General features: G+C 64.8%; 14 protein-coding genes. 7 read left to right on the forward strand and 7 right to left on the reverse strand.

Features of this window, described 5'->3' with window-relative positions; translation table 11 throughout:
• Nucleotides 1-20: 20 nt before the first annotated feature.
• The 7 genes from DOM67_RS18330 (at nt 21) to DOM67_RS18360 (ending at nt 7,057) form a co-directional block, all read left to right on the forward strand.
• The gene (locus DOM67_RS18330) at nt 21-836 is read left to right on the forward strand and encodes an ABC transporter permease subunit (protein ID WP_110678592.1); all 816 of its coding nucleotides are present in this window, start codon (nt 21-23) and stop codon (nt 834-836) included.
• The gene (locus DOM67_RS18335; protein WP_110678595.1) at nt 833-1,915 is read left to right on the forward strand and encodes an ABC transporter ATP-binding protein; all 1,083 of its coding nucleotides are present in this window, start codon (nt 833-835) and stop codon (nt 1,913-1,915) included. The genes DOM67_RS18330 and DOM67_RS18335 overlap by 4 nt, the downstream gene beginning before the upstream one ends.
• Nucleotides 1,909-2,730: a phosphodiesterase gene (locus DOM67_RS18340; RefSeq protein ID WP_110678597.1), complete on the forward strand. Its 822-nt coding sequence runs from the start codon at nt 1,909-1,911 to the stop codon at nt 2,728-2,730. Before DOM67_RS18335 ends, DOM67_RS18340 begins: the two co-directional genes overlap by 7 nt.
• A 136-nt stretch (nt 2,731-2,866) precedes the next feature.
• The gene (locus DOM67_RS18345; protein ID WP_110678599.1) at nt 2,867-3,574 is read left to right on the forward strand and encodes a GntR family transcriptional regulator; all 708 of its coding nucleotides are present in this window, start codon (nt 2,867-2,869) and stop codon (nt 3,572-3,574) included.
• Complete coding sequence (locus DOM67_RS18350; RefSeq protein ID WP_110678601.1) at nt 3,571-4,602, forward strand: ADP-ribosylglycohydrolase family protein; 1,032 nt, start codon at nt 3,571-3,573, stop codon at nt 4,600-4,602. Before DOM67_RS18345 ends, DOM67_RS18350 begins: the two co-directional genes overlap by 4 nt.
• Before the next feature lie 74 nt (nt 4,603-4,676).
• The gene (locus DOM67_RS18355; protein WP_110678602.1) at nt 4,677-6,131 is read left to right on the forward strand and encodes a cytosine permease; all 1,455 of its coding nucleotides are present in this window, start codon (nt 4,677-4,679) and stop codon (nt 6,129-6,131) included.
• Complete coding sequence (locus tag DOM67_RS18360) at nt 6,128-7,057, forward strand: PfkB family carbohydrate kinase (protein WP_198651868.1); 930 nt, start codon at nt 6,128-6,130, stop codon at nt 7,055-7,057. The genes DOM67_RS18355 and DOM67_RS18360 overlap by 4 nt, the downstream gene beginning before the upstream one ends.
• A gap of 48 nt (nt 7,058-7,105) precedes the next feature.
• Here DOM67_RS18360 and DOM67_RS20020 read toward each other — a convergent pair whose 3' ends face one another.
• From DOM67_RS20020 to DOM67_RS18390, 7 genes are all read right to left on the reverse strand, one after another.
• Nucleotides 7,106-7,330 carry a hypothetical protein gene (locus DOM67_RS20020; RefSeq protein WP_198651869.1) on the reverse strand — a complete coding sequence of 75 codons (225 nt, stop codon included), beginning with the start codon at nt 7,328-7,330 and terminating at the stop codon, nt 7,106-7,108.
• 24 nt (nt 7,331-7,354) lie between these two features.
• Nucleotides 7,355-7,603: a hypothetical protein gene (locus DOM67_RS20025; RefSeq protein ID WP_198651870.1), complete on the reverse strand. Its 249-nt coding sequence runs from the start codon at nt 7,601-7,603 to the stop codon at nt 7,355-7,357.
• Nucleotides 7,604-7,761: 158 nt separating this feature from the next.
• The gene (locus tag DOM67_RS18370) at nt 7,762-9,738 is read right to left on the reverse strand and encodes a DUF2207 domain-containing protein (RefSeq protein WP_157958899.1); all 1,977 of its coding nucleotides are present in this window, start codon (nt 9,736-9,738) and stop codon (nt 7,762-7,764) included.
• Nucleotides 9,739-9,827: 89 nt separating this feature from the next.
• A complete protein-coding gene (locus tag DOM67_RS18375) occupies nt 9,828-10,292 on the reverse strand; it encodes a hypothetical protein (protein ID WP_110678606.1) in 465 nt (154 codons plus the stop codon).
• 7 nt (nt 10,293-10,299) lie between these two features.
• Nucleotides 10,300-10,620 (reverse strand): hypothetical protein, encoded by a 321-nt coding sequence (locus tag DOM67_RS18380; RefSeq protein WP_110678608.1) that lies wholly within the window; start codon nt 10,618-10,620, stop codon nt 10,300-10,302.
• Between the two features lie 539 nt (nt 10,621-11,159).
• Nucleotides 11,160-12,965: an alkaline phosphatase family protein gene (locus tag DOM67_RS18385; RefSeq protein WP_110678610.1), complete on the reverse strand. Its 1,806-nt coding sequence runs from the start codon at nt 12,963-12,965 to the stop codon at nt 11,160-11,162.
• Nucleotides 12,966-12,986: 21 nt separating this feature from the next.
• Nucleotides 12,987-14,135, reverse strand: coding sequence for a mandelate racemase/muconate lactonizing enzyme family protein (locus DOM67_RS18390; protein WP_110678613.1), 1,149 nt, complete (start codon nt 14,133-14,135; stop codon nt 12,987-12,989).
• Between the last annotated feature and the right edge of the window lie 4 nt (nt 14,136-14,139).

Raw genomic sequence — 14,139 nt, forward strand, 5'->3', positions numbered from 1 at the left:
ATGAGCGCAGGAGTTCACCCATGACGCATTCGCGTTTCGACACCCGGCTGGGCCTGGCAGTGACGCTCGCCGTCACCGCCTTTCTGATCGGCCCGGTACTGCTCTCGGTCAGCGCGGGGCTGACCCGCAACTATTTCGTCGGTCTCGACAGCGGCCTGACGCTCAAGTGGGTCGCCCAGGTGTGGGAGCTCTACGCCGATACGATCTGGCGCTCCTACGCCGTGGCACTGATCACCCTCGGCGTGACGCTGGCTATCGGGGTACCCGCCGCCTGGGTGCTGACCCTCTACCCCGGCCGCCTGGCCCGCCTGCTGGAGGAGCTGCTGACCCTGCCGGTGGCGGTGCCGGGGCTGGCCACGGCGCTGGCGCTGATCGTCTCCTGGGGCAGCGTCGGCTGGCTGCGCAGCAGCGTCGCCTTCATCGTCATCGGCCATGTGCTGTTCACCCTGCCGTTCATGGTGCGCGCCGCCCGGGCCGGCATGCAGGGTAGCGATCTGCGCACCCTGGACGAGGCCGCGGCGACCCTCGGCGCCAGCCACCGCCAGCGCTTCTTCGACATCGTGGTGCCGGCTGCCAGAAGCGGCATCGTCACCGGGGCGCTGACCGTGGTGACGCTATCCATCGGCGAGTTCAACCTGACCTGGCTGCTGCACACGCCGCTGACCAAGACCCTGCCGGTGGGGCTGGCCGACAGCTACGCCTCGATGCGGCTCGAAGTCGCCTCCGCCTATACCCTCGTTTTCCTGCTGATGCTGCTGCCGCTGATGATCGGCCTGCAGTGGTTCGCCGCGCGCTCGACCCGCAGCGGCGGCCTCGCCCTCGGAGCCTCGACATGAACATCGCAACGCCCGCCCGCTCGGTGGCGTCCGGCACGACCGGCGCACCGCCCCACCCCAGCACCGCCAAGACGCCGACCGCCACGGCGCTGGCGATTCGTCTGACCCGCTGCGCCAAGACCTGGCCGGACGGCACCCGCGCGCTCGAACCGCTCGATCTGGAGGTACAGGCCGGGGAGACACTGGCACTGCTCGGCCCCTCGGGCTGCGGCAAGACCACCCTGCTGCGCATGATCTGCGGGCTGGAGCAGGCCGACGACGGTAGCCGGATCGACTTCGGCGATACGGACGTCACCCGGGTGGCGCCAGAGGCGCGCGGGGTCGGGGTGGTCTTCCAGGGCTATGCGCTGTTTCCCAACATGAGCGTGGCGGGGAACGTCGGCTACGGCCTGAAGATCCGCGGCGTGGATGCCGCCACCCGCAGACGACGGGTCAGCGAGATGCTGGCGCTGGTCGAGCTGGAGGCGCTGGCGGAACGCCGGATCGATCAGCTCTCCGGCGGCCAGCGCCAACGCGTGGCGCTGGCCCGGGCGATCGCCATCGAGCCCCGGGTGCTGCTGCTCGACGAACCACTCACCGCCCTGGATGCCCGCCTGCGCCAGCAGTTACGGGTCGATCTCGCGGCGCTGCTGCGCCGGCTCGGGATCACCTGCGTGATCGTCACCCACGATCAGGAGGAGGCGATGATGCTGGGCGACCGCGTGGCGGTGATGTCCGCCGGCCGCCTGGAGCAGCTCGGCACCCCGGAAACCCTCTACCGCCAGCCGGCTTCGCCGTTCGTCGCCGACTTCCTCGGCACCCTGTGCCGGCTGCAGGGCGAGGCGGTGCGCCATCACCACGGCGTCGACACGCTCACCTTCCGCCCCCATGAGGTTCGTCTCGATGCCCCCGGTAGCGGGCTCGAGGCGCGGATCGAGGCGCGCTTCTTCCTCGGCAGCCACGTGCGCTTCGAGCTACGCCTCGACGACGGCCAGCGCTGCACCGCCCTGGCCACGGCCAGCGCCGGCTGGCAGCCGGGCGAGCGCGTCGGTATCAGCCTCATCCCTACCCCGCCGGCCCAGGAGACCCTGCCATGCTGATCGCCCAGATCACCGACCTGCATCTACGCCGCCCCGGCCAGAAGGCGTACCGGGTGGTCGAGACAGACCGTTATCTCACCCCGGCGGTGGCTGCGCTGAATGCCCTCGATCCGCGCCCGGACGTGGTGCTGATCAGCGGCGATGCCACCGATTTCGGCCGCCCGGAAGAGTACGCCACGCTGGCCGAGCAACTCCAGCCGCTGGAGATCCCCTGGTACCTGATCCCCGGCAACCACGACGATCGCCAGGCGCTACGCGCGGCCTTCCCGACCCACGACTACCTGGGCGGCCCGGAGCAGACCTTCATCCAGTACGTCGTCGAAGACTTCCCGCTGCGCCTGATCGGGCTCGATACCCTGGTTCCCGGCGAGAGTCGCGGCGAGCTCTGCGCCGAGCGGCTCGACTGGCTCGCCGCGCGGCTCGCCGAGCAGCCCGAACGCCCGACCCTGATCTTCATGCATCATCCGCCATTCGCCACCGGCATCGCGCACATGGACGCCATCGGCCTGGCCGGCGCTGCCGAGATGGCCGCGATCGTGGCCGATTACCCCAATGTGGAGCGCATCATCTGCGGGCACGTGCATCGCACCATCTTCCAGCGCTTCGCCGGCACCCTCGCCAGTTGCTGCCCCAGTACCGCCCACCAGGTCGCCCTCGACCTGCGCGAAGACGGCGCCTCCGCCTTCGTGCTGGAACCGCCGGGCTACCATCTGCACCTGTGGCGCGACGGGGTGCTGACCACCCACCATGCGGTGATCGGCGACTACGCCGGGCCCTACCCGTTTCGCGAGGCTGGCGGGCTGATCGACGAGTGAGGTGAGGATGAGTGGGGAGTGAGAATGAGAGAGGTGAGCCGGCCGGCGTAGCAGGTCGCGTCGGCCCGTCGCGATCGCGCCCCGCTCGACGAAGGTCTAAGTGCCAAGTGTCCGCCGAGACTGTACAAGTTTGTACATGAGCAAACCTGTACGATTTGATAAAAAGCAACGCGTCGTCGATGAGCTGGGCCGCCGCATCCGCAGCGGTGAATGGTCCTCCGGCCATCAGCTGCCCGGCGAGCACCAGCTGGCGAGCGAGTTCAACGTCAGCCGCGGCACGCTGCGCCAGGCCTTGCTGGAACTTCAGCGCCAGCAGTACATCGCCACCCAGAGCGGCGTGGGCTCCTTCGTCACCTTCGACGGCATCGCCCTCGACCAGCAGCAGGGCTGGGCCCGCGCGCTGGCCCGCTCCGGGGTGCGTATCGTCACCGAGCTGTTGAGTCTCCAGTGCGTCGATGAGACGGCCCTGGGCGAGCGCGTCGACTGCTCCCGCTTCGTGGAGATCGTGCGCCGCCGGCGTCTGGCCGAGGGCGAGATCGTCTCGCTGGAGCGCTCGCTGATACCGGCACGCGGCCAGCTGGCCCAGCTCCCCGAGCGCGGGCTGATCAACGACTCCATCACCGACACCCTGGCCGCCCATGAGCTGGTGGCGGCGCGCGGCGAGCAGTGGCTGAGCCTGGCCGCCCTCGATGCGCAGCAGGCCGATAGGCTAGAGCGGCCGGCGGGCACCCTGTTCATGCAGTCGACGCGGCTAACCCTGGATACCCAGGATCGTTTCGTCGAGCACGTGACCAGCCTGCTCGATCCGGCCCACTTCCACTTCCATCTGGCTTTCGATTCATGACCGACTCCTCTGCCGCGCCCGACCTGCGCCGTCGGGCGCTGGGCGCTTTTTACGGCCTGGCCCTGGGCGATGCGCTGGGCATGCCGACCCAATCCTTCAGCCGCGCCGAGATCCGCCAGCGCTTCGGCACCCTCGACACCCTGCACGACGGGCCGGCGGATCAACCCATCGCCCCCCACATGCCCGCCGGCTCGATCACCGACGATACCGAGCAGGCCGTGCTGGTGGCCGAACTGCTGATCAGCGGTCACGGCCATATCGAGCCGTTGGCCTTCGCCCGCGCCCTCACTGCCTGGGAAGCCGATATGAAGGCTCGGGGCTCGCAGGATCTGCTGGGGCCCTCCACCAACCGTGCCCTGGCGATGATCGCCGAGGGCGTCGGCCCCGAGCAGAGCGGGCGCTTCGGTACCACCAATGGTGCCGCCATGCGTATCACCCCGGTGGCCATCGCCACCCCGTCAGAACCCCGCGAGACGCTGCTCGAGGCGGTGATCGAGGCCAGCCAGGTGACCCACAACACCTCGCTGGGCATTGCCAGCGCCGCGGCCGTCGCCGGGGCCATCTCGGCAGGCCTGGAGGGCGCACCGCTGGCGCAGGCGCTGAGTGTCGGTCATGAACTGGCCGCGCTGGGCGAGCAGCGGGGGCACTGGAGTGCCGGCGGCCTGATCTCGGCGCGCATCGCCTGGGCGCGCCAGTTGGTCCGGGGCTGCGACCACGAGACGGGCGTCGCGCTGATCCATGATCTGATCGGCACCTCGGTCGCCTCCCAGGAGTCGGTGGTCGCCACCTTCGCCCTCGCCGAACTCGCCGGCGACGAGCCGCTGGCGGCGCTCACCCTGGCTGCCGGCATCGGCGGTGACACCGATACCATCGCCGCCATGCTGGGCGCCATCCTCGGCGCCTGCCACGGCCCCGAAGGCTTGCCCGCCAAACTGGTGGAGCAAGTCGCGCGCGTCAGCCACTTCGACCCGGAACCCCTCGTCGATCAATTGCTGGCGCTGCGTCGGCGCCATAGCCAGCACGACTAATCGCCAGCACCACTAATTGCCAGCACCACCAATCCCCAGGACCACTCACACCCTGGACCAATAGGATGAACGCCATGGCCTCTCTCGATGCGTCGGCCTCAAAAGCGGGACAACTGGAAACACGCGGGATCGAGCCGGCACCGGAGGCGGAGTGCCACGGCCATCCGCTGCAGCTGTTCTGGGTCTGGTTCGCCGCCAATATCAGCATTCTCGGCCTGCCGCTGGGCGCGACCCTGGTCGTCTATCAGCAGCTGGCGATCTGGCAGGCGTTCATCGTCGCGGTGATCGGCGCCGGCGGCTCGTTTGCCGTGGTGGGGTTGATCTCGATCGCCGGCCGGCGTGGGCGCGCCCCCAGTCTGACCCTCTCCCGTGCGATCTTCGGGGTTCGGGGCAATGTCGGCCCCACGCTGGTCTCGCTGATGTCGCGACTGGGCTGGGAGACGGTCAATACCACCACCGCGGCCTATGCGCTGCTGTCACTCTCGGCGATCGTGTTCGGCACGGCGCCCAGCGCGGTCGCGATGCCTCTGCTGACGCTGGTGTTCATCGCCCTGTTCGTGATCTGCACCCTGCTGGTCTCGGGACTGGGCCACGCCACGCTGCTGGTCATTCAGAAGTGGGCGACCTGGGGCTTCGGCGCGCTGAACATCGTGGTCGCGCTGTTCCTGATGGCGACCATCGACTGGCAGGCCGTCGCCGATACCCCGGCGGCGCCCCTCAGCGCCGTGCTGATCGGCATCGGCACCATCGCCGCCGGCACCGGCATCGGCTGGGCCAACGCCGGCGCCGATATGTCCCGCTACCAGCATGGCCGGGTGAAGGGCGGGTCGCTGGTGCTCTCCGCGGCCGCCGGTGCGGGTATCCCGCTGGTCCTGCTGATCACCCTGGGCGGGCTGATCTCCGCCGGCGACGGTCACCTGGCCTCGGCCAACGATCCCATCGCGGCGATCCGTGCCATGCTGCCCGACTGGATGGCGGTGCCCTATCTGCTGGCGGCCTTCGGCGGGCTGCTGCTCTCCAACAACCTGTCGGTCTACTCCGCCGGGCTCACCACCCTGACCCTGGGGCTGCGCGTGAAGCGGGTCTACGCCGTGGTGGTGGATGTCGTGGCGATCTTCGCCGGCTCCATCTACTTCATGCTGATCGCCGGCGACTTCTATGGCCCGTTCATCTCCTTCATCAGCCTGCTGGCCGTGCCCATCACCGCCTGGGTCGGTGTATTCCTGGTGGATCTGATCCATCGCCACCACTTCTCGGGTCCGGATCTGCTCGACGTCAGCCCGACCAGCGCCTACTGGTATCACGGCGGTGTCGAATGGCGCGCCTTCACCAGCTGGGCGCTGGCGATCGTGATCGGCTTCTGCTTCACCAGCATCGGCATCAGCGGGCATGTCTGGTTCACTGGCGTGCTGGCCGACAGCTGGCTGGGGCGCAACGGGCTGGGCTGGATCGCCACCTTCGTGGTGGCCGCCGGCAGCTACCTGATGATGGGCGGTGCGCGGCATACGGCGCTGGCGGTGGCACGGTGAGCGCCGCCCGTCTGATCCATACCGGCCAGGTGATCGTCGACCTGGTGATGCCGATCGAGCGGTTACCGGCCCCCGGCGGCGACACCCTGGCCATGGATGCCAGCTTCGAGGTGGGCGGCGGTTTCAACGTCATGGCCGCCGCGAGCCGGGACGGCATGACCGTCGTCTACGCCGGCGGCCATGGCCGGGGGCAGTTCGGCGACATGGCGCGTGAAGCCATGCACCGTGAGCAGATCGACTGGCTGGCGCCGATGGATGAAGAGCGCGATACCGGCTTCTGCGTGGCGCTGGTGGACCAGGCCGCGGAGCGCACCTTCATCACCCATCTCGGCGCGGAGATCGGCAGCCGCGAAGTGCTGCACCGGCTCGACCCGATGCCCGAGGATCACGTTCTGGTGAGCGGCTATACGCTGCTGCATGAGACCGCGGCCGATACGCTGATCGACTGGCTGGGCAAACAGCCCGGGCCGCTCTCGGTCGCGTTCGACCCCGGCCCGATGATCGGAGCACTCTGCCCGCAAAGGCTGGACGAGATCCTGCGCCGGACCACCCTGCTCAGCTGCAACGCCGAGGAAGCTCAGACGCTGACCGCCACCGACTCGATAGCGGACGCGCTACGCGCACTGCCCACGCGAACCCGCGCGCCGCTGATCGTGGTCCGCGATGGGCCACGGGGATGTCATCTGCTGGCGGATGGCCAGCCACGCCACGTGGCTGGGTTCGTCACCCACGCCGTCGATACCAATGGCGCCGGCGATGCCCATACCGGCGTCCTGCTGGCGGCGCTCAGCCGCGGCCAGACGCCCGACGAGGCGGCACGCCGTGCCAATGCCGCGGCGGCAATCGCGGTCAGCCGGCATGGCCCGGCCACGGCACCGGTGGGCAGCGAGATCGACGCCTTGCTGGCGGCGCAGGCAAACACGTAGCGCGGGTAGCAGGATTGGCGTGTGAAACGAAGGTGGGAATAACGACGTTCAGAATGCGCCGAACAGCGCCTCGTACACCTCGATGGCGCTGTCATAGCGAGTGAACTGACCTTTGGGGACGCTGCGGATGGCGGGACGCTCGGCCTTGACGCCCGCGGCATTGCCCTTGGTCTGTCGCGCGATACTGAACGCCGAGAGATCGGGTAGCGGTTCGCCCGGCAGACCTCCGAAGAAGAGAAACGGCCCAAGCGCGAGCGTATCGGCGTCGAACAAAATCCAGACCACTGCACCCGAAGGCTAGCTACCCAGTGCGGTATGCACGTTCTGCCTGGCGGTGCGCGCATCCAGCTTCGACGCCTTGAGTTGCAGATGGCGCACGAGGGTCCGCTCCTCGGCGATCAGATCGTAGCCGCTGTTATCCACCTCCGGTCTCGCAATTTCGAGCCGACGATCTCGCACTAGCCAGGCGTGTTTGAGCAATTCGCCAATGAATAGATGCTCGATCAGACGCTCCCGGTACGACGCGTGAGTCGAGTGGTGATCCATCGATGAGACTCCTCATGCGGCAGGCACTGAACCGGCCCTGTCATATGCGCGTCGCGTCACAACGGGCCTGGTGAATCAACAGATACCGAGGTCATTCAGGGTCTCCAGACAGTAGCAGGCCCCCCAGCAATGGCATGCGCATTGGCACAGGTGAGCACTTACCAGCCGCCACCACCACCGCCACCGCCGCCACCTCCAGAGAACCCACCGCCACCTGAGAAGCCCGAACCAGAAGAATTGAAGGCGCTACAGGCGGTGAACGTAGAGTTCATGGAACTGCAGGCATCGACGATCGACCCCGTGCTGCCCGCTGCTGAGGAGTGATAAAGCCACCAGGGAAAGATCGGTTGCCTGAATGAGGCTTCGTCATGATCGGAGAGCTCGGGTATCGACACCTGCGCAGCCTGGAATTCGCTTTCCATATCCAGTGCAACGGCATAGGGCCATAACGCCTTTAGTTCCGCCGCCTCCAGGCGGGGTGCCTCCTCTCCCACATGGCTGAGCATGTAGGCTTTGAGCCCCTCTATCTCTGCTTTACGCTCTCTACCGAGTCGTGTGGTTCTTCCTAGCTTTCTCACAAACGCCCAAAAAGCCACGGGCAGGAAAAACATCGCCATGAACGGGAAAAGATCGAGCGTGTGCATGGCATAGCCCCAGATCAACCACCACCCGCAAGATATCGGCAATGCGACGCCGAGGCTCTTGGCCATGTAGCGATTCGTGCTATAGGGAACCTCGATATCACCCGCCACGACGCTAACAAATATCAGCCCACCGAGCGGGATGAGACCGACCCAAAGCGATGTGGGGTCCATGGGGTCAGTGGTCATGACATTGGGCACGAAAACAGCGAGATAGGCAACAATGACACCTAACAGCATCAGCCCACCATGAGACTGATAGAACGCTTCGCCATGTTCGTTGCGCATCGCGCTTTTGAAGGCTGTCCGCAGCCTCTGCAAATCCTTGCGGTTTTTCTTGGATACCTCGATGGTATTGTCCCTGGCTTCCAGGTGCTCCAAGATCGCCGCTTCTTCTACGGGCAGATTCTGGGCAGTTTTAGCCGTGCGCGTCAGCACCCACTCTGCGCTAGACTGCGTCACCGTCACATAACCCTTTTCCCCGAGATTGAGTATCGAACTCACTAGTGCTTTATTACGTATCTCGCCGTTGTGAACGATCCAATGTGCCAGTGCAGGAGATAGGTTGCCCAGCGATCCAGAATACGGCGCCGATGGCAGCTCCGGCTCCTCATGTGGCCCTACGCGACGAAGCATCACCCAGTAACTGGCCAATACTAACAGCAAGCCCAAGAAAGCCACCGTATTGCTCGGGCGCTCGGTTACATACCAAATCAATTGATCGATCGTGGTCGGCTTGCTGACCACCCCTTTACGGAAGGCTACCGCAATCGTCACACCCTCTCCGGGCTGCAATGGCGCGCTCGTGTGCGTGACCACACGCGTCCCATCATCACTGACCACGGAGTCAGCTGCATGCCCGCGCTGACCATAGGAGCCGGTATAGGTCTTGACTCCCTCCACGCCGGCACCATCGGGGAAATGAACGGTAGAAACTGCCTGTTCAATGGGGAACTTCCAGCGATTGCCTGTCACGTTCCAGTAGAGTTCATCGTGCATTTTAAAGAAACGGATTTGGCGATTGGTGCGATAACGCAGAACGAAACGATGGGGCCCCGGAGCGATATCGACATTCGCACTCCCCAGATAGAGACGTACATAGTCGCCTTTTCGAACCTGCCTGGTCTGCACCGGTTCACCATCCAGCCTCGCAGAGATGACATCGAACCCTACGCGATGAACGACACCGCTGATACGATTGGTTACGGGAAAGTCTCGATAGATACCATGACGAATATGGTAACCATGAGACAGCACATCGAGCGTCTCTGTGACAATCATGTTCCCCGAAGGCTGAACGACGACATCGCTCGCGAAACGGGTGATTCTCTCTACCGCATACGCATTCAAGGAGGCGCAGGCACTCATGAGCGCCATGGCCAGTAGGCACACCACTTTGCGCCACGCGGGTCTCATGCCTCCCAGGACCCGGCCCCGACCAAGCGGAGACCCCATGAAAGCTTCCACATTGAGACCACCCAGAACTTGATACATGATGTCGAGTCGCCAAAACAGAGCCGAAGCCAGCAAGAAGATGATGCGCTAAAGGAACCGAATATCAATGCAAGCGCTTTCCACGAATATCACTTAGCGACCGGGACGATCTCAAAGCGAGTCTCCACCGCGCCCAATAATGCCTCTCGATCATCGGCCGTCAACATATTCATGGCAAACGCCAACTTTCTGGGCGACTTGTCTGGCTTGTCGTCGTGCCGACGATAATGCACCAAGAGTACCTTCTTCTTACGTTCGACACGCTCCACTTCGCTATCGAGAACCGTTCGAGCACGAGCCAAAGGGGCCGGTTGGAACACGAGATGATCTGCCCCGATACGAACGACAGGGGAGAAGTGAAACCAACACCCCATACCCAGCATGAGCCCTCCCATCCCGATGATACCCACGGGCGCCGAGGGAACACTCAGCAGCATAAACAAGCCAAGCGCCAGGGCAGTACCACCGACACCCAGCATCAGGCGCGCTTGTGTTTTGGCGTAAAACTCCTGCCCTTGTGAAATCGTCGACACGTCACTTACCTCGATATCCAAATGCGTTTCAGCGTGAGCTTTTTTCGGCTAGTGCACGCCGCTCTTCGAGCGAGGCCTCATCACTCTTTCTATTGGCGCGGCGTGCTCCGTAGACGGTCACGAGCCCCAGAGGGACGAAGCAGATAGAGCCAATGATCACGAGGATGAACCCTGGCTTGTGCTTGCCGCTCCACAGCATCAGCGCGCCCAGCAGAGCGATTAGCCAAGAGGCCCCGGTCAAATAGATCAAGACGTCCGGCACTGGCTCACCAGGCCGCATGTAGAGACCATTGATCAACCCCAACCACCAGAGGAAAGTAATCGCCAACCCCAGAAAAACCGTTTTCACCTCTTTCTCCCTCAGAACAAAGATTGAGTTCAATCAAGTCGATGAGAAATATTATCAGCCTCACCTCGGCCAGCAACCAAAAGTTTATTTAAGAAAATAAGCATCCGTCGACTCTCGTACTCCACCGACCCAAACAAACTTGGCACTCGCCGATATAAACACAGCAGCTTAGAGATGCAGTCGATTGAGGCTTTCTATGCTAATAATGAGAGAGGAGGAGCCATATCATCCCGAATCACCCAGCAAACGCCACAGCTATGGCCGCCAGGTCGCTCGACGCCCCTTCCTATCCGGTGGGGTAAAGCCAAGGGTTCACACGGACGGTACTGGTGGTCTGGTGGATCAGGTCGCGGAGGCCGAGATGGATCTTCTCGGCTATCGGCAAGCCCCTGCGTGGCCTGGATCAACGTGTGGATGACACTCCCACGTTTGCTCTCCAGCGCCAGCAGGCGCTGGCCGGCCAGCGCCTATCAGGAAGAGCCGCTGGTACTGCGCCTCTCACGGTTGTGCGCGACCCACTACGGCTATACCGGGCAGGTTCAACCCCGATCGCATCGCGCGGACTCGAGCATCCCCTCCAGCACCTTCCCCTCCAGCGAATCGGTGGAGAGTCCCAGTAGCCGGGCGAAGGTGGCGCCGGCGCTGTCCATACGCTGGATGCCGCGAGCGGTATCGAACGGCAGTTCGACTCCTGATCGAATGGCGGCGCCGTGAAAAAACGCGATACCGTGATTGGAGGCAAACCCAGTGCTGGCCGTTGGCACCTGCGGGCCGTGGTTGGCCCCCGGGGTAACGAGTTCGGCGACGGTATCGCCCCGCTGGTTGGTGCCCCAGACGAAACCGGGGGCATAGGCGAAGAGCACGTCGCCCATCCGCTCGCCCCAGTAGCCGAGCGGGCTGGCATCCTGCCTCTTGAGCGCCAGCGCGACCACGTTGCGCTCGCCGTCCGGCGTGTCGACATACCAGGTGGTCAACGCCTTGAGGATGCGCGTCTGCACGCGATCGATCTCGCCACTCGGCACGAGGTCGCGATTGATGAATATCTCCAGCCCACCACGCTCGTCCTTGAGGAAAGCCTGACTCGTGGCCACATCAGGCTTGCCCTCGCCATTGATCGTGCACAGGTCGAATGCCGCCAACCGCCTGTGGATATCACAGAGGTGTGAATTAGGCACGTCACCGTGATCGGAGGCGAGCACCAGCGTGGTGTCTTCATCGCAGCCGGCCAGGGCCCGCCCCACGGCGGCGTCGAGAATGCGATACGAGTGCCGGATCACCTCGAGATAACGCGCGTGATCGCTGGCGGTGTAGAACTTGGATTCGGGATCGCACTGGGCGAGACAGGTGTGATGGGTCTCGTCGTTGAGCCGGAAGACAGTGGCGAAGAGCGAAAATCCCTCGTCCCCCAGCAGCGTCAGCGCGCTGTCGACCAGCCATTCGAGCTGGTAGCGCCCCTCTTCGAAGCTGGTCTCGAAGTAGCGGGTATCGGGGTCGGCGGAGACCGCCCACTTGGAGATGAACGGGCCGTGGCGCTCGATCAGTCGGCGCGCCAAGCCCGGCCTGCCGCTGCTGCCTTCCGGGGCGGTGATCTGGGACTGCAGCAGGTCGATCTTGCCGTTGGCGACATCGAGATCGAGCAGCTTGAAGCGCACCGCCGCCGGCTTGCCTTCGAGGGCGTGCTCGTCCGCCAGCGGAAGCCAGTCGCTCCATTCGCCGACGCTGAGGCTCGCTTCGGCCCGCGCCAGCTGGAGTCGAAGCCGCCCGCCGTCGAGACGCAACGTTACCGGCACCGGCTCGTCACGATGCGCAGGGATCAAAGCGACGAAACCGTCATCCTTGCGCTCGATGGCAAAACGATTGTGCTTCTGATGATGGGCCAGCGTGCCGGTGGGCGGCCAACCCAGCGCCTCGCTCGACGGCGTCGAAGTCCACCGGTCGAGATCAGTGCTGTGCAGGCAAGCCGGCGCCAGCTCCATCGGCGCGGGACCACTACCGCTCCAGAACGGGGCGAAGCAGAGATCGCGCTCGTCCGCGGGCACCAGGCTTTCCGGAAAATGCACCAGCGCCGCACGCTGGTCGGCGTCGCGCATCAGCTCCAGCAGGTGTGCGGTGCCGCTAGGCGGCTGGCGCTGGCCGACCCAACTGGTGCCGGGCGCCTGGCCGGTGAGAAAGCTGACGAAGTTGGTGTCGCCCCAGGTCGAAAGATAGGGCAGCAGCCGCGTCGAGCCCCCTTCGTCGCGCAGGCGCTGAATATTCGGCAGCACACCTTCGGCGCAGAAGCGCTCGACCAGCTCGGGGATCAACCCGTCGACGCCCAGCAGCAAGATTTTACGATTCCGACTCATGAAGCTCTCCTGGGGCACGACTCAGCGAATGGTGTAGTGATCGATGACCGCGCGATCGATCTCGATCCCCAGACCAGACTTGTCGAGCACCTCGACGCAGCCGCTGGCGTTGAGCTGGAACTCGCCGCCAATCAGCTCCTGACGGAACGGATGCGCCGACTGGTCATATTCGAGCATCGGTTCGTCGGGGGTGAGCGAGAGCGGCTGCGGCGGCAAGGTGGCGATCAGCTGCACAGCCGCCGCCAGACCGATACCGGTGCCCCAGACGTGCGGCATCACCGGCACGTGAAAGGCCTGGGCCAAGGCGGCGATCTTGCGGCATTCGGTCAGCCCACCGGCGGCGCCGATATCGGGCTGAATCACGTCCAACGCGCCTTCGCTGATCCAGTCCCGGTAGCCGATCTTGGAGTACTCGTTCTCGCCGGCGGCGATCCAGGTACGCGAAACGCCCTTGAGCTCGCGATAGCCGTGGCGGTTCTCCGGGCTCAGCGGCTCCTCGAACAGGTGAACCCGGGTCTCCTCCAGCTCCATCAAGATGCGCCGTGCCGCCGGCACGCTGTAGGCGCAGTTGGCGTCCATCATCAGCGCGATCTCATCGCCCACGGCCTCGCGCACCGCGCGCATATCGCGTAAGTCCGCCTCGATGCCGAAGCCGGTCTTGATCTTCATCGCGCGGTAGCCGTTGGCCTGATGACGCAGCGCCTCCTCGACCACTTCCTCGGGATAGTTGCCGCCTTCGCGACGATAGAAGCCGGTGGCGTAGGGGCGTATCTGATGGCGGAACGCGCCCCCCATCAAGCGATGGATCGGCTGGCCCAGCGCCTTGCCGGCCAGATCCCACAGCGCGGTGTCGATGGCGGCGATGCCGAACAGCGCCACGCCCTTCTGACCGTAGGGGCGGGAGTGGTTGTACATCGTCTCCCACAGCACTTCGCGCTCGAAGACCGAGCGTCCGATCACCAACGGCTTGAGCGCATACTCGACCATCGCCTGGGCGACCTGCGGCGGCTGCAGGCCGTGGTTGACGCATTCGCCCCAGCCAACAAGGCCATCCTCGGTGTGAACCTCCACCAGCATGGCGGTGCGCTGATGCACCCAGCCCTGGGAGAACGAGAACGGCTGCTCCAGCGGCGCGGAGAGAACGTGAGTCTTGATATCGGTGATCTTCATGCAT

The organism is Salinicola sp. RZ23, from assembly GCF_003206675.1.
In the GTDB taxonomy this organism is placed as follows: domain Bacteria; phylum Pseudomonadota; class Gammaproteobacteria; order Pseudomonadales; family Halomonadaceae; genus Salinicola; species Salinicola endophyticus.

Excerpts from the sequence above, each read along its gene's own strand:
- DOM67_RS18330 (WP_110678592.1), top strand. The coding sequence starts at position 21 with ATGACGCATTCGCGTTTCGACACCCGGCTGGGCCTGGCAGTGACGCTC.
- DOM67_RS18335 (WP_110678595.1), top strand. The coding sequence starts at position 833 with ATGAACATCGCAACGCCCGCCCGCTCGGTGGCGTCCGGCACGACCGGC.
- DOM67_RS18340 (WP_110678597.1), top strand. The coding sequence starts at position 1,909 with ATGCTGATCGCCCAGATCACCGACCTGCATCTACGCCGCCCCGGCCAG.
- DOM67_RS18345 (WP_110678599.1), top strand. The coding sequence starts at position 2,867 with ATGAGCAAACCTGTACGATTTGATAAAAAGCAACGCGTCGTCGATGAG.
- DOM67_RS18350 (WP_110678601.1), top strand. The coding sequence starts at position 3,571 with ATGACCGACTCCTCTGCCGCGCCCGACCTGCGCCGTCGGGCGCTGGGC.
- DOM67_RS18355 (WP_110678602.1), top strand. The coding sequence starts at position 4,677 with ATGGCCTCTCTCGATGCGTCGGCCTCAAAAGCGGGACAACTGGAAACA.
- DOM67_RS20025 (WP_198651870.1), bottom strand. The coding sequence starts at position 7,603 with ATGGATCACCACTCGACTCACGCGTCGTACCGGGAGCGTCTGATCGAG.
- DOM67_RS18370 (WP_157958899.1), bottom strand. The coding sequence starts at position 9,738 with ATGTATCAAGTTCTGGGTGGTCTCAATGTGGAAGCTTTCATGGGGTCT.
- DOM67_RS18385 (WP_110678610.1), bottom strand. The coding sequence starts at position 12,965 with ATGAGTCGGAATCGTAAAATCTTGCTGCTGGGCGTCGACGGGTTGATC.
- DOM67_RS18390 (WP_110678613.1), bottom strand. The coding sequence starts at position 14,135 with ATGAAGATCACCGATATCAAGACTCACGTTCTCTCCGCGCCGCTGGAG.